At 67.0% G+C, this 19,704-nt stretch carries 16 protein-coding genes; 7 read left to right on the top strand and 9 right to left on the bottom strand.

Annotated features, from left to right (window positions below; genetic code table 11):
• Positions 1–36 precede the first annotated feature (36 nt).
• From ACOGI8_RS04160 to ychF, 4 genes are read right to left on the bottom strand one after another with little or no spacing between them, the layout of a single operon-like run.
• The gene (locus ACOGI8_RS04160; RefSeq protein ID WP_419855632.1) at positions 37–1,536 is read right to left on the bottom strand and encodes a class I tRNA ligase family protein; all 1,500 of its coding nucleotides are present in this window, start codon (positions 1,534–1,536) and stop codon (positions 37–39) included.
• Between the two features lie 59 nt (positions 1,537–1,595).
• Positions 1,596–2,453, bottom strand: coding sequence for a 16S rRNA (cytidine(1402)-2'-O)-methyltransferase (rsmI, locus tag ACOGI8_RS04155; RefSeq protein WP_419855631.1), 858 nt, complete (start codon positions 2,451–2,453; stop codon positions 1,596–1,598).
• Complete coding sequence (locus ACOGI8_RS04150) at positions 2,450–2,755, bottom strand: DUF192 domain-containing protein (RefSeq protein ID WP_419855630.1); 306 nt, start codon at positions 2,753–2,755, stop codon at positions 2,450–2,452. Before ACOGI8_RS04150 ends, rsmI begins: the two co-directional genes overlap by 4 nt.
• 32 nt (positions 2,756–2,787) lie before the next feature.
• A complete protein-coding gene (ychF, locus tag ACOGI8_RS04145) occupies positions 2,788–3,921 on the bottom strand; it encodes a redox-regulated ATPase YchF (protein ID WP_419855629.1) in 1,134 nt (377 codons plus the stop codon).
• 216 nt (positions 3,922–4,137) lie between these two features.
• Here ychF and ACOGI8_RS04140 point away from each other — a divergent pair, with 216 nt between their 5' ends.
• From ACOGI8_RS04140 to ACOGI8_RS04130, 3 genes are all read left to right on the top strand, one after another.
• Positions 4,138–5,277 carry a CaiB/BaiF CoA transferase family protein gene (locus ACOGI8_RS04140; RefSeq protein ID WP_419855628.1) on the top strand — a complete coding sequence of 380 codons (1,140 nt, stop codon included), beginning with the start codon at positions 4,138–4,140 and terminating at the stop codon, positions 5,275–5,277.
• A gap of 104 nt (positions 5,278–5,381) precedes the next feature.
• Positions 5,382–5,468, top strand: coding sequence for a 50S ribosomal protein bL37 (locus ACOGI8_RS04135; RefSeq protein WP_416246623.1), 87 nt, complete (start codon positions 5,382–5,384; stop codon positions 5,466–5,468).
• 118 nt (positions 5,469–5,586) lie between these two features.
• A complete protein-coding gene (locus ACOGI8_RS04130; RefSeq protein WP_419855627.1) occupies positions 5,587–7,302 on the top strand; it encodes a polysaccharide deacetylase family protein in 1,716 nt (571 codons plus the stop codon).
• Positions 7,303–7,354: 52 nt separating this feature from the next.
• Here ACOGI8_RS04130 and ACOGI8_RS04125 read toward each other — a convergent pair whose 3' ends face one another.
• Together ACOGI8_RS04125 and ACOGI8_RS04120 are read right to left on the bottom strand one after the other, a co-directional pair.
• Entirely contained in the window at positions 7,355–8,509 is a 1,155-nt protein-coding gene (locus tag ACOGI8_RS04125; RefSeq protein ID WP_419855626.1) for a DUF459 domain-containing protein, read from the bottom strand.
• A 3-nt stretch (positions 8,510–8,512) separates the two neighbouring features.
• The gene (locus ACOGI8_RS04120; protein WP_419855625.1) at positions 8,513–9,934 is read right to left on the bottom strand and encodes an MBOAT family O-acyltransferase; all 1,422 of its coding nucleotides are present in this window, start codon (positions 9,932–9,934) and stop codon (positions 8,513–8,515) included.
• 143 nt (positions 9,935–10,077) lie between these two features.
• Between ACOGI8_RS04120 and ACOGI8_RS04115 the strand changes: the two genes are divergently transcribed.
• Positions 10,078–11,793: a phospho-sugar mutase gene (locus tag ACOGI8_RS04115; protein ID WP_419855624.1), complete on the top strand. Its 1,716-nt coding sequence runs from the start codon at positions 10,078–10,080 to the stop codon at positions 11,791–11,793.
• Here ACOGI8_RS04115 and ACOGI8_RS04110 read toward each other — a convergent pair.
• Positions 11,790–12,800 (bottom strand): adenosine kinase, encoded by a 1,011-nt coding sequence (locus tag ACOGI8_RS04110; RefSeq protein ID WP_419855623.1) that lies wholly within the window; start codon positions 12,798–12,800, stop codon positions 11,790–11,792. The two genes, ACOGI8_RS04115 and ACOGI8_RS04110, sit on opposite strands and share 4 nt — an antisense overlap.
• A gap of 105 nt (positions 12,801–12,905) precedes the next feature.
• Between ACOGI8_RS04110 and ACOGI8_RS04105 the strand changes: the two genes are divergently transcribed.
• Positions 12,906–15,530, top strand: coding sequence for a M1 family metallopeptidase (locus tag ACOGI8_RS04105; RefSeq protein WP_419855622.1), 2,625 nt, complete (start codon positions 12,906–12,908; stop codon positions 15,528–15,530).
• On the top strand, positions 15,530–15,658 hold the full coding sequence (locus ACOGI8_RS04100; protein ID WP_419855621.1) for a hypothetical protein: 129 nt from the start codon (positions 15,530–15,532) through the stop codon (positions 15,656–15,658). The genes ACOGI8_RS04105 and ACOGI8_RS04100 overlap by 1 nt, the downstream gene beginning before the upstream one ends.
• Here the strand turns inward: ACOGI8_RS04100 and ACOGI8_RS04095 are convergent.
• Together ACOGI8_RS04095 and ACOGI8_RS04090 are read right to left on the bottom strand one after the other, a co-directional pair.
• Positions 15,645–16,493 (bottom strand): cytochrome c oxidase assembly protein, encoded by an 849-nt coding sequence (locus tag ACOGI8_RS04095; RefSeq protein WP_419855620.1) that lies wholly within the window; start codon positions 16,491–16,493, stop codon positions 15,645–15,647. The two genes, ACOGI8_RS04100 and ACOGI8_RS04095, sit on opposite strands and share 14 nt — an antisense overlap.
• A gap of 2 nt (positions 16,494–16,495) precedes the next feature.
• Positions 16,496–17,230: an SCO family protein gene (locus ACOGI8_RS04090; protein WP_419855619.1), complete on the bottom strand. Its 735-nt coding sequence runs from the start codon at positions 17,228–17,230 to the stop codon at positions 16,496–16,498.
• Between the two features lie 114 nt (positions 17,231–17,344).
• Between ACOGI8_RS04090 and ACOGI8_RS04085 the strand changes: the two genes are divergently transcribed.
• Positions 17,345–19,693 (top strand): ATP-binding protein, encoded by a 2,349-nt coding sequence (locus ACOGI8_RS04085; protein WP_419855618.1) that lies wholly within the window; start codon positions 17,345–17,347, stop codon positions 19,691–19,693.
• Positions 19,694–19,704: the final 11 nt, after the last annotated feature.

Below are 19,704 nucleotides of genomic sequence, written 5' to 3'. Positions count from 1 at the left end.
GTGCGCAGCCGGTTCATTCCTCGAACGCATAGCCGGTCAGCGAATCCGGGGGTACAGGGGCTCGCCGGTCGACACCGGCAGGCCGCCGGGGTAACCCCCCCAGGCCGCAGCTTCGGGCAGCCGCTGACCGGCAACCGAGCCCTCCATGCCGATGCGCCGCCACACCTCGTCACAGCCCCTCGGCGTCGCCACAGATGCGAGTACCGCCACGATGCGCAGTGCCTCCAGTGCATCGCCCAGCACGGCGTCAGTCTCGGGACCCGGATCGGCCTTCCACGGCTCGGCATCCTCGAGCATCGCGTTGGTCTCGCGGATGATGCGCCAGGTGGCGTCGAGGGCTTCCGACGGCGCCAAGCGCTCCCAAGCGTCGGCCGTCTCGGCTACGCACTCGACTACCGCGCCCGCCAGCGGGCTGTCGGCACGAGGCGCCGGCCCGACGCCGCCGCACTTGCGGCCGACCACGGTGGCCACCCGGCTCATCAGGTTGCCCAGGTTGTTCGCCAGGTCGGCGTTGTAGCGGGCAACCATCCCTTCGTAGGAGAAATCGCCATCGGGGCCGAAGGGCTGATCGTGCAGGAAGTGGTGCCGCACGCCGTCGCTGCCGAAATCGTCCACCAGGTCGCCCGGGGCGATCTGGTTGAGCGCCGACTTCGCCATCTTCTCGCCGCCGACGAGCAGGAAGCCGTGCACATGTACCCGCTCCGGCGGCAGCACGCCAGCGCTCATCAGCATCGCCGGCCAGTACACGCAATGGAAGCGGAGGATGTCCTTGCCGATCAGGTGCACACCCGGCCAGCGATGCGCGAACTGTGCATCGTCGCTGGCGTACCCAGCGGCGGTGATGTAGTTGGTCAGCGCGTCGAACCAGACGTAGGTGACATGGCTCGGATCCCACGGAATCGGGATGCCCCAGTCCAGCGACGTGCGGCTGATGGAGAAGTCCTGCAACCCGCTGCGGATGAACCCCAATGCCTCGTTGCGCTTGGTCGTCGGCACGACGAAGTCGGGATGCGCTTCGTACCAGTCAAGCAGGGGCTTTTCGTAGCGGCTGAGCGAGAAGAAGTAGTTCTCCTCCGAGACGTGCTCGACCGGCCGGCGGTGGATGGGGCACATGCCGTTGTCGAGGTCGTCCTCGGTGTAGTAGGCCTCGCAGCTCACGCAGTACAGGCCTTCATACGTCTGCAGCGTGATGTCGCCGTTGTCGTAGCAGGCCTGCAGCAGCTGCTGGACCGAGTGGTGATGGCGGGGCTCGCTGGTGCGGATGAAGTCGTCGTTGGCGATGTCGAGCTGCTGCCACGCCTCCTGGAAGCGCACCACGGTGCGATCGGCCCATTCGATGGGAGTGCAGCCGTTCTGCTCGGCAGCTCGCTGCACCTTGAGGCCGTGCTCATCGGTGCCGGTCAGGAACATGACGTCGCAACCGCACAGCCGATTCCAGCGAGCGATCGCGTCAGCGGTGATCGTCGTGTACGCGTGCCCGATGTGGGGCGCGTCGTTCACGTAGTAGATCGGCGTCGTGACGTAGTAGGAGGTCACCGGTTCAGGGTACTGACGAGCACCAATGCCGCTCGCAGGAATTCACCGTCCGCCCGCCGCTACGGCATCCGGGGATCGAGGGAGCGGGCTAACTCGGTGGACAAGCGATAGGTGCGATTGCGGGCCACGCCGAGACGCTCTGCGACGATTGCCGCGGCGTCGCGGGCGCTGGAACCGGCTTCCAGCTCAGCAGCCAGTTCGGCGGTTATCTGCTCGTCGGACGGGGGTCGCGAGGTCGCTGGGCCGAGAACCACGACGATCTCACCCTTGGGCGGTTCGGCGAACTGGGCTGCCAGCTCGGCGACAGTGCCGCGCGCCACTTCTTCATGGAGCTTGGTGAGTTCGCGGACGACGACTGCCCGACGGTCCGCGCCGCAGACCGCAGCCAGGTCTTCGAGTGTGGTGCCGAGCCGCCTGGGTGACTCCAGCAGGACCACTGTTCGCTGCTCGGCGGCGATCCCTTCAAGTCGTTGATTGCGGACTGTCCCCTTGCGGGGCAGGAATCCTTCCATGACCCAGCGATCTGTCGGCAGGCCCGAGATGGCCAACGCCGCCACCGGCGCCGACGGCCCCGGGACGGCGCTGACGCCGATGCCTGCCGCCGATGCCGCCGCGACCAGTCGCTGTCCCGGATCGGACACCGTGGGCATGCCAGCATCGGTGACGTACGCCGCTGTCTCCCCCGCCGCCAAACGCTGCACGATCTCTGCGGCGACGGTGGCTTCGTTGTGTTCATGCATTGCCACCAGCCGCCGTCCGGCGATGCCCAGCCGCTGCAGCAGCAGGCCGCTGCGGCGGATGTCCTCGCAGGCCACGAATGACACCGACGACAGCACCTCGACTGCCCGCGGGGCGATGTCATCAAGGTTGCCGATGGGTGTGGCAACCAGCCACAGCCGGGGCTCGTTCTCGCTCATGCGTCGAGCCGGACGTCGAGCGTGTCTCCCACGGCCAGGCCCCAGCGTTCGCTCGCGCCCGCCCGGGCTTCGATGACCGATCGGGCGCTCAGCCTCGGCCGCCCGATGCGTCCCGGCGGCATTCGCACCACGTCCACCACTCGCCGCTGCCGGTCCAAGAACAACACCTCAATGTCGAAGCTCATCCCGATGGTGTGCACACATCGGCACCGCTCGATCAGCAGCGCCCCGGTCACGTCGTCGCGCCCCAGCAGGCCACGCCGGCGTTCAGAACGGGTGCGAGCAACCTCGAGGCTTGCCACCACTCGGTCCCCGCACGCCAGCCAAGGCATGGCTACACGTTGAAGCGGAACTCCACGACGTCGCCATCGCGCATCGGATAGTCCTTCCCCTCGACTCGCAGGCGACCGGCGTCCCGGGCGGCAGACCACGAGCCTAAATCCAGCAGTTCGGCCCAGTCGATCACCTCGGCCCGGATGAAGCCGCGCTCGAAGTCGGTGTGGATCCGCCCGGCGCATTGCGGTGCTCGCCAGCCGGCCCGGAAGGTCCAAGCCCGCGATTCCTTCTCGCCCGTCGTGAGGAACGTGCGCAAACCCAACAGGCCGTGCGCTGCCGCGACGAAGCGCTCCAGCGCGCCCTCGCCCAGACCGAGTCCTTCGAGCAGCTCGGTTCGCTCGGCTCCGGCGAGCTGCGCAGCTTCCGCTTCGAGTTGCACACACAACGGAAGCACGGTCGCACCCGGCAGCTCGGCCTCAATGGGTGCTGCCAGCTCCGTCGCTGCATCGAGCTGATCCTCGCCGAGATTCAGCACTGCCATGACCGGCTTGTCGGTCAGCAGGAAGTGGCTCCGCAGCGCCGCTCGATGCGGGTATTCCTGGGAAGAACGCTGCGGGTGCTGGTCGGCGCAATCGCGTTTGTCGCCAAGCGGCCATGCCCGGTACAGCGGCGTACCAGCCGCCAGGTGTTCAAGCGCGGCGTCGAGCGCTGCAACCTCCTCGGCCAGCGCGGTGTCGGACGGCTGGCTGCGTGCTGCTTTGCGGCGGCGGCCGATCCGCGAGTCCACCGACTCCAGGTCCGCCAGCGTCAGCTCGGTCTCGACGATGCGAAGGTGCTCAAGCGGGTCGGCGGGGCCGGGCACGTCGGGATCACCGAAAGCGCGGAGCACGAAGACGATCGCGTCCACCTCGCGGATCCCCGCCAGGAAACGGTTGCCGAGACCCTCGCCCTTGCTGGCGCCCTCCACGAGCCCGCCGATATCGATGAACTCCGTGGTGGTGGGCACCACCTTGCGGCTGGCACTCATTTCGGCGAGCGCATCGAGCCGGGGGTCTGGCACCCGGGCCACACCGACGTTCGGATCGGTGGTGGCAAAGGCGTACGGCGCCGACAGTGCCCCGCCGCCGGCAAGCGAATTGAACAACGACGACTTCCCCGCATTGGGCAGACCCACGAACCCAAAGCGCTCCATCGCCGGGCGAGGCTAGTGAGTGCACCGACCGTGCCCGTTTTGGGTGCAGAAATGCCGCCTGGAGCGGCAAAAGCACACGCAAAAGCGGCGCATGGAAGGCCAGCGCACGGATCGCCGCGAACGCGCAGTCGCCAGGCCGGGCGGTGCGGAGCGCTGCGTGCAAGACTTCGCCGGGTCGGGTGCGCGCCCGAGACATCCATAGACGGGGAGGAACCCATGGGACCGTTGCAGGGACTCAAGGTGATCGAGCTGGCCGGCATCGGCCCTGGACCGTTCTGCGCCATGCTGCTCGCTGACCTGGGCGCGGACGTGATCCGCATCGACCGCATGACGCCTGAAGACCTCGGCATCGATCGGGGGCGCAGGTTCAACGTGCTCAACAGGGGCCGGCGTTCGGTGGCGGTCGACCTCAAGTCGCCTGACGGTGTCGAGACGATCCTCAAGCTGGTGGAGCAGGCCGATGCGCTCATCGAAGGCTTCCGCCCCGGTGTGACCGAGCGACTGGGTCTCGGACCAGACGAGTGCTTCGCTCGCAACCCGAAACTGGTCTACGGGCGCATGACCGGGTGGGGCCAGGAGGGGCCGATGTCGCACGCCGCGGGCCACGACATCAACTACATCGCCCTGACCGGAGCGCTGCATGCCATCGGTCCGGCTGAGGCACCGAGCCCGCCGCTCAACCTGGTGGGCGACTTCGGCGGCGGCGGCATGTACCTGGCCTTCGGCGTATGCGCTGCACTGCTCGAAGCGCGTGACTCCGGGGAGGGCCAAGTGGTGGATGCCGCCATGACCGAGGGCGCGGCATCGCTGATGGCGGCCATCTACGGCATCTACGGCTCGGGCGGCTGGGCCGACGAGCGGGAGTCCAACTTCCTCGACGGCGGCGCCTACTACTACGGCGTGTACGAGACCTCTGACGGCAAGTTCGTCTCGGTCGGTTCGATCGAGGGCAAGTTCCACGACGAGCTGCTCGAGAAGACCGGCCTGGCCGACGCCCCGACGGTCGACCGCAACGACCGTGATGGGTGGGCCGACAAGCGGGCTCGCCTGGCGGAGGTCATCAAGACCAAGACCCGCGACGAGTGGGACGAGATCATGGCCGGCTCCGATGTCTGTTATGCGCCGGTACTCGACCTGTCGGAAGCTCCGCACCACCCGCACAACGTGGCCCGCGAGAGCTTCGTGGAGGTTGAAGGCGTGATGCAGCCCGCGCCGGCACCTCGCTTCAGCCGCACCCCGGGAGCCGTCGCCCGACCGCCGGCGTCGCCGGGCGAGAACACCGATGAGGTACTGGCCGACTGGGGCTTCGACGCCGACGACATCGAGAAGCTCCACGAGGTCGGTGCCGTCGGCTGAGCCCCAGGGCCCGTGAGCCCAATTGCATGAGCATGGGGAACAAGAGCGGGAAGCAATGGCGATGCGACCGGATACCAGCACGCTGTCGATAGCCTGAAACGCCTATGTCGAAGCGCACCAACAAGCGAAAGCTCCGGGCGCGCCGCAGCAAAGCCAATCACGGCAAGCGCCCCAACTGCGGCCGCGGCTAGGCGGCTGGCATTGGCCGCGACTGCGGCCAGTGTGACTGAGTTGGGCTGCCGCTGCTCGCCTCTCTAGACCGGCCATCATCAAAGGGTGCGCGGACATGGCATCCCTAGCCTGGTCAGGTTGCTGATCTTGACTGCCGTGCTGAGCGGCGCATGCCAGGTTCAACAGGGCCCCAACGCGGCGCCGGCCACAAGTGAACTGGGTGTTGCCGAGCGGCCTGACGCTTCGAGTGACGCGACGTCGGCGGCAGTTCCCTTGCCGACCCTTCCCCCGCCCGCACCCAGCACTCCCGACGAACCGACCTCAAGCGAGCCGGCGTCAGGCGAGCCATCCGGCGATCCCGGGCTGCCGGATGATCCCGAAGCGTCCGGCGAAGGCATCGACGATCAACCCGCCGCTCAGCAGGATCACGAGCCGGACGTCGTGGAATCCGACACGGTCGAGCCAGAGCCATTGCCTGCGGATCTCGATGCCGCGCTGCGCACATCGTTCCCAGACTCCGCGTTTGTGCTTCATCCCGAAGTGGCCCGGGGCGATCTGAACGGCGATGGCGTCGAGGACGTCGTCGTGTACGTCGAGGCCCGATTCGCTGACTTGCCGGAGGGAAATCTGCTGGTACCCGTTGTGGATACCGGAGAGGCATTCGAAGTGCAGCCGCCCGTGGAATTGGGCCGTCACATCATCATCGACACCATCGACATCCGGCACGGCGCGATCGAGGTATCACTCTTCGACCGACCGCCCGGCGAGCCGCTGACCGTGGTCACACGACGCACCACCCTGTCCATCAGCCCCGACAGCGCGGGTGCAGCAGAACCGGCGGCAGCGTGGATCGCCACTGCCACCCGCATCGAGCCGATCAACAATGTGCCCGCGCTGCAGATCACCAGGCCGGCGACGCCGCTGGCGTTCGAGCTCGATGGCATAGGCACCGTCATGTCGGATCGGATCGAGCTGCGTGAGCGGCACCGGTATGTCGTTCACGCCGCCGAACATGACGTCATGGTGGCGACGCTCACCGCGCCGGCCGGAGTCTGGCTGGAGGCCCGTCTCGGCGACGGCGCAGCGCTCGTGCCCATCGCCGAGCAGACCCAGAGATTCGCAACCCACGTGCCGGCGAGCGGAGCCTGGACGGTCAGGGTCGCGTCGTCGCTCCCCGAGCCGGTCGACTACCGGCTTTCCATCGACGTATTCCCAGCTGCACTCGGCGAGGGCATAGCTACCCGCGACCCCACCGGCTTCTGGTCGAGCACGCACGTCTCCCCGCCAGCCTTGCCCGACGACGGGCCAGTCGTCTACCTGACATTCGACGACGGACCGCACCCGACCTACACACCGCAAGTGCTCGACGTGCTGGCACGCCACGGGGCTCGAGCGACCTTCTTCGTCGTCGGCTACCTCGCAGAGCGATATCCACTGCTCATCCAGCGCATCGCGCACGAGGGCCACACGCTCGCCAACCACTCCTGGCAACACGAGTCGCTCGCACGTGTCTCGAAGACGGCCTTCGACCGTTCCGTCGGGCGCACCCAGGAGATCCTGGGGCCGCTCGCCACCCCGTGCCTCAGACCTCCCTACTACGCCATCGGCAAATCCACAGAGGAATGGTCCAACGAGCTGGGCCTGAGACTGGTCGGCTGGAGCTACTCCCCGCGCGATTGGGAACAGCGCCCGGCCCAGGCGATTGCCAACGGCCTCGTCGCCCGGTCCTATCCCGGTGCCATCATTCTGCTGCACGACGGTGGCGGCCCTCGTTCGGCGACGGTGCGAGGACTCGACATGGCGCTCGAACGACTCTCAGACCGCGGATTCGAATTCAAACCGCTGTGCCGCTAATGCGATGCGCCGCGGCTGCGTGCTCTGTGATGTCGCTGCGGCGGGCGGCGCTTCACGACTGAGCGCCAGACGACAGGTCGACGAAGAGTCCAAGTTCGTCCAGCAGCACCTGCGACAGCCAGCGTCCGCCGACGGTGCTGAGATGGACGCCGTCTGTGAGCCGCACATCGGCGAGCTGCCCATCTGCGTCGGCCACATAGCGACTGAAGCCGCCATTGGGCCCCCGGAACAGGTTCCGAGTATCCACGTAGTGCACCCGGTCACGCTTGGCGGCTTCGGCCTCGAAGATCTCGCTGACCCGCTGCATGCGCGAGTCGTACTCCGGATCCTCCATGATCGGCTGACCGACCCAGATCAGCTCCCGGTCGGGATCGGTCGTCACCAGGTCCATGGCATGGCCGACCCGGGCCGAGTACTCCTGCACCCAGGCCTCCGAGAAGGGGCGCTCGATCTGATCGTCCACAACGATTGCCTGCGCGTCATTGCCGCCGAACATCAGCACCACCGCGTCGGGGTTCTCGGCTGCCAGGACTTCCACGATGCGGGTCGGCCAGTCGTAGAAATCGGGTCGGCTCAGGCCGCTAGAAAGCTGATGCTCCGTGGAGGCCTCGATGACGCCCGTGTCGTTGGCCAGGCCCACCATGACGTGGCCGAAGAACTGCACCATCGAATCGCCCATGATGTGCAGCCGCAGCGGATCGGCCGCAGTCGGGAACCACGGCATCGTGGTGGCGGGCGCTCCTGTTGCCACGTCGTCATCGGAACTTCCGGCACCCGCGATCGCCGGAATCGCCGGATCGGCAACCACGACACCAGCACGTGTCGGATCTTCAGCCACGGCGCCGCCGACTTCGTCGACCGCCTCGTCGGCAGCGACGGAACTCAAGGGATCAGTCATCGCGCCGGGATCGAGTACGTCCCGGCCCAGCGCCTCGTCGGCCCACAAGCGCGGCAGGTGCGCACCGACGGCGCTGGCGACGCCCTCGATTGGTTCCCACACTGCCATCGAAGCATCGCGCCCATAGCCGAACGGCTGCTGCTGGGCCTCGCGCAGCAGCTGCTGCGAGTTGAGCACGATCGCCAGCGCTAGCCCGAGCGCTCCTGCCAGCAACACCTTGCCGGCAGGCATGCCGTTGCGGCGGTCAGTGGCATGCAGGCGCGGCTGGGTTCCGGCTGGGGCGGTCGAAGGGTCAGGTGTGGGGGGCATGTCTCAGAACTGGAAGTAGATGAAGGGGGCGACGCCCGTGGGACCGAGAACGTCGATGGCCACCAGCGACACGCCCACCACGGCGCCTTGAGCCACCCAACCGAGGCTGGCAAAGCCATCCCGCAGCGCCTCGAACCAGTCGGCCGGCATGAACTGGAATGCAAGAGCGCCGAACGTCACCGCGATCACCAACGGCGTAGCGGTGCCGGCGTAGTTGTCGAAGTTGGCCATCGCACCGAGCATCTCGACCGCAGCAGACAGCGACTCGGAGCGGAAGAACACCCACGCCAGGCACACCACATGGAAGGTGACGAGCCAGCGCACGACCTCGCCCCAGCTCCCCGGCAGGATCGGCGGTGCACCGCTGCGTTCCCGCTGCTCACGCACCAGCCGCTCCACCGCCAGCACCACACCGTGGATCCCTCCCCAGATGACGAAGTTCCAGGTGCTGCCGTGCCACAGCCCGCCCAGCAGCATGACGATCATGAGGTTGCGGTAGGTGTTGGCGCGGCCCTTTCTGTTGCCGCCTAACGGCACGTACAGGTAGTCGCGCAGCCAGCGCGACAGGGTCATGTGCCAGCGCCGCCAGAAGTCCTGCAGCGTGAGCGCCCGGTAGGGATTGTCGAAGTTCTGTGGGAAGCGGAACCCGAGCAGGAGCGCCACGCCGATGGCGATGTCGGTGTAGCCGGAGAAGTCCGCATAGATCTGGACCGCGTAGGCGTACACCGCCAGCACGACTTCCGGCCCGCTGTGCGCCCCCGGATCGGCGAACACGCCATCCACGATCTCGCTCGCCAGGAAGCTGGAAATGACGACCTTCTTGAACAGGCCGTTCAAGATCAACCCGAACGCCTCGGCGGCCGGCACATGCCGGGGGTCGGGCCGGGCAGCGAGCTGCGGCGCCATCTCCGATGCCCGCACGATCGGTCCGGCCACGAGCTGCGGGAAGAACGACAGGTACACCGCAAAGTCGAGCGGTGCCATCTCGCGGACGTGCCCCCTGCCGATGTCGATGATGTAGCTCATCGCCTGGAACGTGTAGAACGAGATGCCCACCGGCAGCGTGTACTCGAGCACCGGCAAGGCGTTCGAGATGCCGAAGCGCTCCAGCAGGTTGGACATCTCGACGGCGAAGAAATCCCAGTACTTGAAGATGCCGAGGATGGTGAGATTGGCGGCTACGCCGAGCCCCACCCACCAGCGCCTCCCCTGGTCGGAGCCCATGACTGCGTAGTGCCCGACGACCCAGTTGATGACGATGGTGGCGAGCAGCAGGAAGACGAACCGCCAGCTCCACCAGCCGTAGAAGACGATGCTGGCCGCCAGCATGAGTGGCTTCCACAGGGCCGGATGCGGTCGCGTGAGCCAGTTCACGACGAAAACGACGACGAAGAATGCTCCGAAGACGAACGTCGGGAACAACATGCCGGGCCGAACATACTTGCGCGCGCACGGCCACGGGCTGAGCCGTGGTGCCCGGGCGGCCCACGAGTCCGCATCAGATTGGGCATGGGAACCGGAGCGGAAGGCGACATGCTGAGCCAGATGCCGAGCCAGCAGGCGAGACCATGACGACTCCCGCAGAGCTGCTCGATTCCTGGTTGGAGATCGACCCCGATCCGGCAACGCGCCAAGCAATCGAAGCCGAGCGCCATCGCTCCGAGTGGGTGCAGGCGCAGTTCGGCAGCGTGCTTCGCTTCGGCACCGCAGGCATGCGTGCCCCCACGGGGCCGGGACCAGCGCGGATGAACCGCGTCGTGGTCCGCATCGCCGCACGAGCCGTCGGCGCCGAGCTGATCGCAGCCGACTTCGGCAGCAGAGGCGCCGTGGTGGGGTTCGATGCCCGGCCAGGCTCGGCAGACATGGCATTCGACGCCGCCCGGCTGCTCGCCGCCATGGGCATCCCCACCGCGATCATCGACGGCCCTGCACCGACACCGTTGCTGGCCCGCCAACTGCTCGCTCGCTCAGCGGGAGCCGCGTTGATGGTCACGGCAAGCCACAACCCCAGCGACGACAACGGCCTGAAGGTGTACTGGGCCGACGGCACGCAGATCCGGCCGCCTCTCGACCAGCGCATCGAAGCACGCATGGACCTGTCGTCGCTTCCCGCTGACGGTGATCTGGCGGCCCGGCACGAGGTGGAGAGCCTCGACGTGCGGTCGGTGATCGCTGAGTACGTCGGCGCAGCCGTCCGGCGTCCGGTCTTCGACGCACAGGGTCAACCGGTCGATCCGAACGATGTGCCGCCGATCGTCTACACCGCCATGTGCGGGGTCGGCTCGCAGACCTTGGGCCATGCGTTTGCCACGGCTGGTCTGCCGCCGCCGATCTATGTGGAGCACCAGCGGCAACCCGACGGCACGTTTCCGGGTCTGCCGTTCCCGAATCCCGAAGAGCCGGGCACCCTCGACGATGCGATGGCCCTCGCCACCGATCACGATGTCGATCTCGTCCTCGCGAATGATCCCGACGCCGACCGGCTGGCGGTGGCAGTTCGTGATCGGGACGGCGCCTGGCACCGGCTGAGCGGCGATGAACTGGGTGTTCTGCTGTGCGACTGGCTGATCGGTCTGCATGACCGCGGTCGAGCCGGGAAAACGCTCATCTCGGCGTCGTCGGTGGTGTCGGGACGAATGGTCGAAGCCCTGTGCGCCGCCCGCGGTGTGGCCCACCACCGCACCCTCACCGGCTTCAAGTGGATCATGGAGCCCCGGTTGACGCACCCCGGCGCCCGGTGGGTGTTCGGCTACGAAGAAGCGCTCGGCTACTCGGTCACCGACGCCGTGCTGGACAAAGACGGCATCGCGGCAGCAGTGGAGTTCGCGCGCTTGGCGGGGGCGTTAGCGGCTCGCGGCATCGGGCCGCTTGAACGTCTCGACGAGCTGGCCACCGAAGTCGGACTGCACGTCACCGGCGCAGCGTCGATACGCGCCGATACTGAAGACATCGCGGCCGCCATGGCCTCACTGCGGGCCGATCCGCCCCGCACCATCGCCGAATATCCGGTCACGAGGATCACCGACTGGCTGGATCCGGGTGCGCCGCTCCCCGCTGACCTCGTGGAATTGGAGCTGGCTCGGGCCACAGCGGGCAACTCAAGCCACGATCCCGAAACGCAGGTGCGCATCTGCATCCGCCCGAGCGGCACCGAGCCCAAGGCGAAGATCTACCTCGAAGCCGTCAGTCCGAACCCCGATGACATCCGCGCCGAACGACTTCGCCTGCAGACGCTGCTGGACACCATCGCCGGGGAGGTCAGCGTGTTGTTCGAGCCCGCCTAGAGCAGTTCGGCGGCCAACTCGTCGAGCGGCACGAGCGGCCGGGTGCCCACGTGGGAGATGACCTCGGCGGCGGCCACCGAACCCAGGCGGCCGCACATTTCCAAGTCGTAGCCGCGGGCAAGTCCGTAGAGCACGCCGGCTGCATACAGGTCGCCGGCGCCGGTGCGGTCGACCACTTCGTCGACCGGCTCGACAGGTACCTGCACCATTTCATCAGGCGTCACGAGAACAGCGCCTGCGGCCGAGAGCGTCACCGATGCAATGTCCACTTGGCCCTGCACCGCCGCAAGCGCCTCATCGAGATCCTCGGTCTGGTACAGGGCCTTCAGCTCGGCGGCATTCGCGAACAGCACGTCGGTACACCTGTCGACCATCTCGATGAACTCGCTGCGGTGGCGTTCCACGCAGAATGAGTCCGAGAGGCTGAGCGCGACCTGGCAGTCGTTGCCGGGCGTGGCGCAGTGTTCCGCCACCTCGCGCAGTGCAGCCCGGGCGGCCGTGGGATCCCACAGATAGCCCTCCAGCAGCACGGTTCGGGCCCGGCCCACCATGTCCCAGTCGACATCTGCGGGGGCGAAGCCAGCGGACGCGCCCAAGTAGGTGCTCATGGTTCGCTCGCCGTCGGGCGTGATCACCACCGTGCAGCGTCCGGTCGGGTCATCACGCGGCGCCCTCGCAGTTGCCTGAGTGACCCCATGTGCCGCCATGTCGGCCACGAACAGGTCGCCGAGCCCGTCAGCGCAGACACGTCCCATGTACCCGGCACGAGCGCCGAGCGCAGCTATGCCGAGCATGGTGTTGGCGACCGAGCCGCCGGGAGTCATCTCGTCGGCGCCGCCGAGCAGTTCCACCATCGCGGCAAGTTCAGTCGCCCGCTGGGTGTCCACCAGCGTCATCGCCCCTTTCACAATGCCGAGGCCATCCACGACGGCGTCATCGGCGCGCAGCAGCACATCCACCATGGCATTGCCGATGCCAACCACATCCAACTGCTCCCCGGAACTCACGCACGCGGGCTTAGCACCTCAACTCGACCACTCGCATGTTCTGCCGCCTCCGCAGCGGGCGCACCCATCTGTCGCGTCTCGCAGGGCATCGGTAGTGTGCGCGCCGTGACGCTCCTGACAGACGACTCACCGAATGCCAACCCGTACCGGCTGCCACGCGACATACGGCCCGATCGGTATGACATCGTCATCGAGCCTGACCTTGACGCTGCACGATTCGTGGGCGAGGTCCGCATCGAAGCAACCGTGCACGCCCCGATCGACAGCGTCACTCTGAACGCCGCCGAACTCGACTGCTCAAACGCCGTGCTCAGCCAAGGCGGCGCGACGTCGGACGCCGACATCTCCTTTGACCCCGAGACCGAGCGGATGACGCTGCGGCCCGCCGACGGCCGCCGGCTCGAACCCGGCGACCTCCAGATCAGCTGCGCGTTCGCCGGCGAGCTGAACGACCAGCTCCGCGGCTTCTACCGATCCACGTTCGTCGACGAGGCCGGCGAGGCGCACACCATTGCGACAACCCAGTTCGAATCGACGAACGCCCGGCGGGCATTCCCGTGCTTCGACGAGCCCGACTTCAAGGCAGTCTTCGGCGTCACGATGATCGTGCCTGCCGACCTCATGGCCGTCAGTTGCGGCGAGGTGGTGTCGTCGGAGATCGTGGCCGACGGCCGCCGCCGCGACACGTTCGCCGACACCATGCAGATGTCGACCTACCTGATGGCGTTCATCGTCGGCGATCTCGAAGCCACCGAGCCGATCGATGTCGGCGGCGTACCGCTGCGGATCGTTCACGTGCGGGGCAAATCGGCACTGACCGAGTTCGGCTTGGAAGCCGGGGCGTTCGCGCTGGCGTGGCTGGTCGACTACTACGGCGTTCCCTACCCGGGCACCAAGGTGGACCTCATTGCCGTTCCCGACTTCGCGTTCGGCGCGATGGAGAACATGGGTGCCATCACCTTCCGGGAAACGCTGCTGCTGGCCGACACCCAGAAGGCCACCACTGCGGAGCTGCTGCGCATCGTCGACGTGGTAGCGCACGAGCTGGCACACATGTGGTTCGGCAATCTCGTGACGATGGACTGGTGGAACGGCATCTGGCTGAAGGAGGCCTTCGCCACCTTCATGCAAGTGGCCACCACCGATGCCTTCCGACCTGAATGGAAGCGCTGGGACGAGTTCTCGATCGAGCGAGGAGCCGCGTTCGACGTGGACGCGCTGAGCACTACCCGACCCATCGAGTACGAGGTGGTCTCCCCTGATGACGCCGAGGGCATGTACGACGTGCTGACCTACGAGAAGGGCGCAGCGGTCGTGCGCATGCTCGAGCGGTACCTCGGCGGGGACCGGTTCGCGGCGGGTGTGCAGCACTACCTCGAACGCCACAGCTACGCCAACACCACCACGACCGATTTGTGGGACGCCCTGGAAACTTCCAGCGGCGAGCCGGTGCGGTCGGTCATGGACGGCTGGATCTTCGCCGGCGGTTACCCGATCGTGTCGGTTGAGCCGCACTCCTCTGGGCTCACGCTGTCGCAGCACCGCTTCGTGTACGGCAACGCTGGTGCCGGGAGCGCGCACAGCAGCGATGCGCCCGGCGACGCAAACATCGCCGCACCGGCGGCCGGGAGCACGGGCGGCATCTGGAGCGTGCCTGTGATGGTGCGCTCTCGCCTCGCCGATGGCCGCACAGTCACCGAGCGGCTGCTCCTGTCCGATGCCTCGATGAACCTCGACCTGGGCGGTCCCGTCGAGTGGGCGGTGGTGAATGCGGGCGGGCACGGCTACTACCGGGTGCGCTACGGCACTGACCTGCTCGCAGCGGTGGCGCGTCAAGCCCTGGAAGTGCTGGAACCGGTCGAGCGGTACGGGCTCGTCGACGACACCTACGCGGCTGTCGTGGCCGGCGATGCCAGCGCAGCTGAGTTCATCGGGCTCGTCACCGATCTGGGCTCAGAGACCGACCTGCACGTGTGGCAGCGGATGATCGGGGGACTCAAGGGACTGCACGCGATCGCCGATCCGGACGGGCGAGAAGCCCTAGCCGTGCTGATACGGGATCTGGCGACCACGGCGCTGGGCGTGCTGGGATTCGAGCCCCAGCCTGGCGAGCCCGATCTCGACCGCGAGCTGCGTGGCGTGCTGTTCGAGGCGGCAGGCGGCCGGGGACGTGACGCGTTGGTCCGGGCACGTGCACGGGAGCTCTTCGAGACAGCAGCCGACGGCAGCGCTGCTGTCGAACCGAACCTGGCCGCGGCAGCAGTGCAGGTCACGGCGGCGTCGGGCGACGAGACCGACTATGAGCGCATGCTGGAGCTGTACCGGTCGGCTGACACGCCGCAGAGCGAGCTGCGCTACCTGCAATCGCTGCTGCTGTTCGAAGACCCCACACTGTTCAATCGGACGCTCGAGTTGTTCGCGGCCGAAGTCCGCACGCAGAACGCCCCGTACCTGCTCGGCGCCGCGATGACGCATCTCGACCACGGTCCGACGGCATGGGCTTTCGTCCGGGACCGGTGGGACGAGCTGACCGACCGCTTCCCCCAGAATTCCGTTCCTCGCATGGCGGGAGGAATACGAAGCCTGCACACACGTGAGCTGGCTGCCGAAGTGGACGCTTTCTTCTCGGAGCACGAGGTGCCCCAAGGGGCGCTCACTGTCGCACAGCACATCGAGAAGATGTGGGTGAACGTTCGGCTGCGCGAGCGCGAAGGCGCCCGCATCGGCTGATGTTCGGACGTCCGCCTCGACGGCCCCTGCGGCCGGGTGACGAGGTGTGGCTGTCATTGCGCGCACTCGCCGCCGCGGCGGCGCTGATCGCCGTGGTGGTCTACTGGGCGCTGGTCATCGTGGACTAGGGAGCGCGGGGGTGGCCTTTCTCGACTCATCGGCCCATCGCATCATCATCGCGATGATGGTTCCCCACACGATGGGAATGCCGCCCAGTTTCATGATGAGCCCTGCCATCTGCTGGTCGGTTGCGGCATCGAGGCCATAGAAGCGCGGTGCCAGCTCGTAGGTGGCGTAGAGGGGGAAGCCTGCGAACGTCAAGAAACCCGCAGGCACCGCCGGAACTACCCCCAGAGCCAGGAACAGGTACACCATCTTGCCGGGGTAGGCCTGCAGCCGGTGCTCTCTGAGCGGTGAGCAGATCGGCAGCCAGACGAGCACGCCCGACGCCAGCCACACCGCGTCCATCACGAAGGAGCCGAACTGGTTCGCCCGCAGCGTGTCGACCGCCCATGGCGAGTGCGTGGCGACCAGGCAGCCGTTGAACACCAGCCCGGCGGCGACCGGCTTGGTGAGCCGGGCCATGAGGCGGTAGAGCCGCAGCTTCGCCAGGATCCGCCGAGCCATCGGCTCGGGAATGCCGAGCACCAGCAGCGGCGCTGCCACCAGCGTGTACAGCATGAACTGCGCCATGTGCGCAGAGGCCAGGTAGCCGGCACCGAGGACGCCGAGCGGCCAGTCCGATGCCACCCAGAACGCCGCCACCCCGGCCAGGAAGAACCACATCTGCCGGCGCTGTGCCGCTGACTCGGCGGGCTCCAGCGGCAGCGGGCGCATGGTGCGAGCCCGCTTCCGCGCCACCAAGTACGGGACTGCGATGGCAAGTGATGCCGCCCAGACACCCGGATAAGCCCGCCACGACCAACTCCACGGCACCTCGAGCGCCGAGCACCAGAAACGCATCGCTACAAGCCTGCCTCAGCCGGCGCATTGGGCTCGATACCGGCGAGGATCGGCAGGTCGTGATCGAACTGGGTCTGGCGTGTGGGATGCGGGTATTGCGCGTAGCCGTAGCCATTCGGGGCGTAGGCGAACACCCGGGCATCGTGTGCGATGTCGTAGTCGACATCGCCATGACCCATGGCGGTCATGTCATCGTGATCCATGCCGGTCATGTCGTGAACGCCGGTCGTGGTGGTGTCGAAGATCTTGATCGACGCCAGCGCACCCAGCTCGTTCTGCAGATCGGTGAGCTGCTGCTCGGTGTGGGGAATGAGTCCCACGAAGTCCTCGCTGAACTGATCGAGGTAGGCGCGCAGCACGTCTGGTGAGTCCCGGTCGGGGTCGACGGTGACGGCCAGTACGGCCACGTTCTTGGGAGCACCCGGACGGTTGAGCACACTCGCAAGCTGCGCGAGCTGCACACCGCAGATGTCCGGGCAGTTGGTGAACATTTGGTACACGAGCCGGACCTGCCCTTGGGTATCGGTGGCCAAGTGGACATCGTTGCCGTCGGTGTCGGTGAGCACCATGTCGGGCACCTGTCGCAACTGGGATGCGGGCACTGCCAGCCCCTCGTATCGCGACTCGCCCCCGGCGCCCCGGCCGCACGCAGCCGCCATGAGCACAACGGCCACCACAAGGGCGGCTCGGATCCCCAGCCTCACCGTCGGCGGACCGTCGGGATCGATGTCCTGCACAACGCCGGACGCTAGTGCCCTGTCCTTCCTGAGAGACAGTGCTCCCGGCTCCTCACGTGACTTGCCGTCCCGACAGGATTCAGCCACACTCCACCGTGGCAGAGAGGTACCGGGTTGGCTGAGATCGACCGCTTGAGGGCGGAGAACGAGATGCTGCAGACCCGGCTGTCGGGGCTGACCGAGGCGATGCGGCGCATCAGCGAAGATCTCGACCTCGACACGGTGCTGCAGGGCGTGGCGGACAGCGCCCGAGCGCTGACCGGCGCCCGATATGCGGCCATCACCACGCTGGACGACGCCGGGGAACTGCAGGACCTGCTGTTCTCGGGCCTGTCGGCACAGCAGCAGGACACCGTGGTCGGCTATGAGGCCGGCATCGAGCTGTTCAAGTATCTCAGCGGACTGCGGGACCCGTTGAGGATCACCGATTTCGTGGCTCATGTGGACTCTGCGGGGTTCGCGGGATTCCGGCCGCGGATCGGCGCGTTCATCAGCGCACAGATCAGAGGCCGCGACGGCCAAGTGGGCTCGATCTATGTCGGCAAACCGCACGACGACGCCGATTTCACGCACGAGGACGAGGAGATCCTGGAGGTGTTCGCCAGCCAAGCGGCCCTCACGCTCGTCAATGCGCGTCGCTACGGCGATGAGCAGCGGTCCAAGGCTGACCTCGAGGCGTTTGTCAACGCTTCCCCGGTCGGTGTGCTGGTGGTTGACGTGGCTTCGGAGAACTTCGTCATGGCCAACCGGGAAGCGCGTCGCATCATCGGCCTGGATCCGGCGCATGGGCATGTCCCCTTGGCGAGCTTGGAGCAGTTGAGATACAAGCTGCTGGACGGGTCTGGGATCGCCTTCGAGGATCTGCCGTTCGAAACGGCGTTGAACGATGGCGAGACCGTGCACGCAGAAGAGATCGTGATCGTGCGCCCCGACGGCAGCGAGGTGGCGACGTTGATCAGCGCCACGCCGATCCGTTCGGAAGACGGCGAGCTGGTGACCGTTATCGCAACGCTCCAGGACATGTCGCCGCTGGAGGACATGGAGCGGCTCCGGGCCGAGTTCCTGGCGATGGTGAGCCATGAGCTCAGAGCGCCGCTGACGTCGATCAAGGGCTCAGCCGCCACTATGCGCAGCTCGCTGATCCCGCCCGATCCTGCTGAGGTCCGCCAGTTCTTCCGCATCGTCGAAGAGCAGGCCGATCACATGCGTGACCTCATCAACGACCTGCTGGACATGACCCGCATTGAGGCAGGGACGCTGTCGGTATCGCCAGAGCCAATGGACTTGGAGTCGGTTGTCGAGCAGGCCAAGAATGCGTTCTTCAGCGGTGGGCATCGTCACAGCGTCGAGATCGAAGGCACGCCGAACCTGCCCCGCGTTTGGGCCGACAGGCAGAGGATCGTGCAGGTACTGCACAACCTGTTCTCCAACGCTGCCGCGAACTCAAGCGAGTGGTCCACGATCAGCGTTTCCGCGTCGCTGGACGGCACCCATGTGGCAGTCTCGGTCACCGACGAGGGCACAGGGATCGACCCCGAGCGTCTGCCACTGCTGTTCACCAAGTTCTCCCGCGGCGACCCCGGCAGCGCGGAAAGCGGCTACGGGCTGGGCCTCGCCATCTGCAGGGGCATCGTGGAGGCTCACGGTGGCCGTATCTGGGCGCACAGCGCGGGGCACGGCCAGGGCGCCCGGTTCACCTTCACCGTTCCCGCCCTCGACGAGCCAGCCGTAGCGCCAGCTCCCACCGCGCCCAGCGATCAAGATGCGCCTCCAGCGGCGACGAAGGTGGAGCGCATCCTGGTCGTCGACGACGACCTCGGGGCGCTGCGCTTCGTCCGCAGCACGCTGGCCAAAGCCGGCTACACCCCTGTCGTCACCAGCGATCCCAGCGAAGTTGGCCATCTGCTGGAAGCGGAGATGCCGCATCTCGTGCTGCTGGACCTGCTGCTGCCAGGAACGGACGCTTTCGAGGTGATCCGGCGCGTCCCCAAGCTGCTGGAGGTGCCCGTCATATTCGTGTCCGGGCGCGGCGACGACCAGCTCGTCGCCAAGGCCCTCGAGCTGGGCGCCGCCGATTACATGGTGAAGCCCTTCTCACCCACCGAGCTGCTGGCCCGCATCGCCGCCGCGCTGCGCCGGCAGGCCCAAGCCCAGCACGCCGAGCCCTACCGGCTCGGGGATCTCACGGTGGACTTCCTGACCCACACCGCCACGGTGGGCGGGCAAGCGGCGAGCCTGACGCCTACGGAATACAAGCTGCTGTCGGAACTGTGCATCAACGCGGGCCGCGCCCTCAGCTACGAGCAACTGCTCGAGAGCGTCTGGGGCGACGGCGCCGGTGGCGACGCCCAACGCGTTCGCACCTTCATCAAAGACCTGCGGGCCAAGCTCGGCGACGACGCCAGGAACCCCACCTACATCCTCACCGTCCCGAACATCGGCTACCAAGCCGCCACTCCATAGCGAGTGCGCTG

This window comes from Candidatus Poriferisodalis sp., assembly GCF_965204195.1.
Lineage (GTDB): Bacteria > Actinomycetota > Acidimicrobiia > Acidimicrobiales > Poriferisodalaceae > Poriferisodalis.
The sequence above is the reverse complement of the archived record's forward strand: the minus strand, read 5'-3'. Positions and strand labels throughout refer to the sequence as shown.

Coding starts and splice junctions, on each gene's coding strand:
- ACOGI8_RS04125 (WP_419855626.1), bottom strand. CDS start 8,509: ATGCCCCCCACACCTGACCCTTCGACCGCCCCAGCCGGAACCCAGCCG.
- ACOGI8_RS04100 (WP_419855621.1), top strand. CDS start 15,530: ATGTTCGGACGTCCGCCTCGACGGCCCCTGCGGCCGGGTGACGAGGTG.
- ACOGI8_RS04140 (WP_419855628.1), top strand. CDS start 4,138: ATGGGACCGTTGCAGGGACTCAAGGTGATCGAGCTGGCCGGCATCGGC.
- ACOGI8_RS04115 (WP_419855624.1), top strand. CDS start 10,078: ATGACGACTCCCGCAGAGCTGCTCGATTCCTGGTTGGAGATCGACCCC.
- ACOGI8_RS04135 (WP_416246623.1), top strand. CDS start 5,382: ATGTCGAAGCGCACCAACAAGCGAAAGCTCCGGGCGCGCCGCAGCAAA.
- ACOGI8_RS04095 (WP_419855620.1), bottom strand. CDS start 16,493: ATGCGTTTCTGGTGCTCGGCGCTCGAGGTGCCGTGGAGTTGGTCGTGG.
- ychF (WP_419855629.1), bottom strand. CDS start 3,921: ATGGAGCGCTTTGGGTTCGTGGGTCTGCCCAATGCGGGGAAGTCGTCG.
- rsmI (WP_419855631.1), bottom strand. CDS start 2,453: ATGAGCGAGAACGAGCCCCGGCTGTGGCTGGTTGCCACACCCATCGGC.
- ACOGI8_RS04120 (WP_419855625.1), bottom strand. CDS start 9,934: ATGTTGTTCCCGACGTTCGTCTTCGGAGCATTCTTCGTCGTCGTTTTC.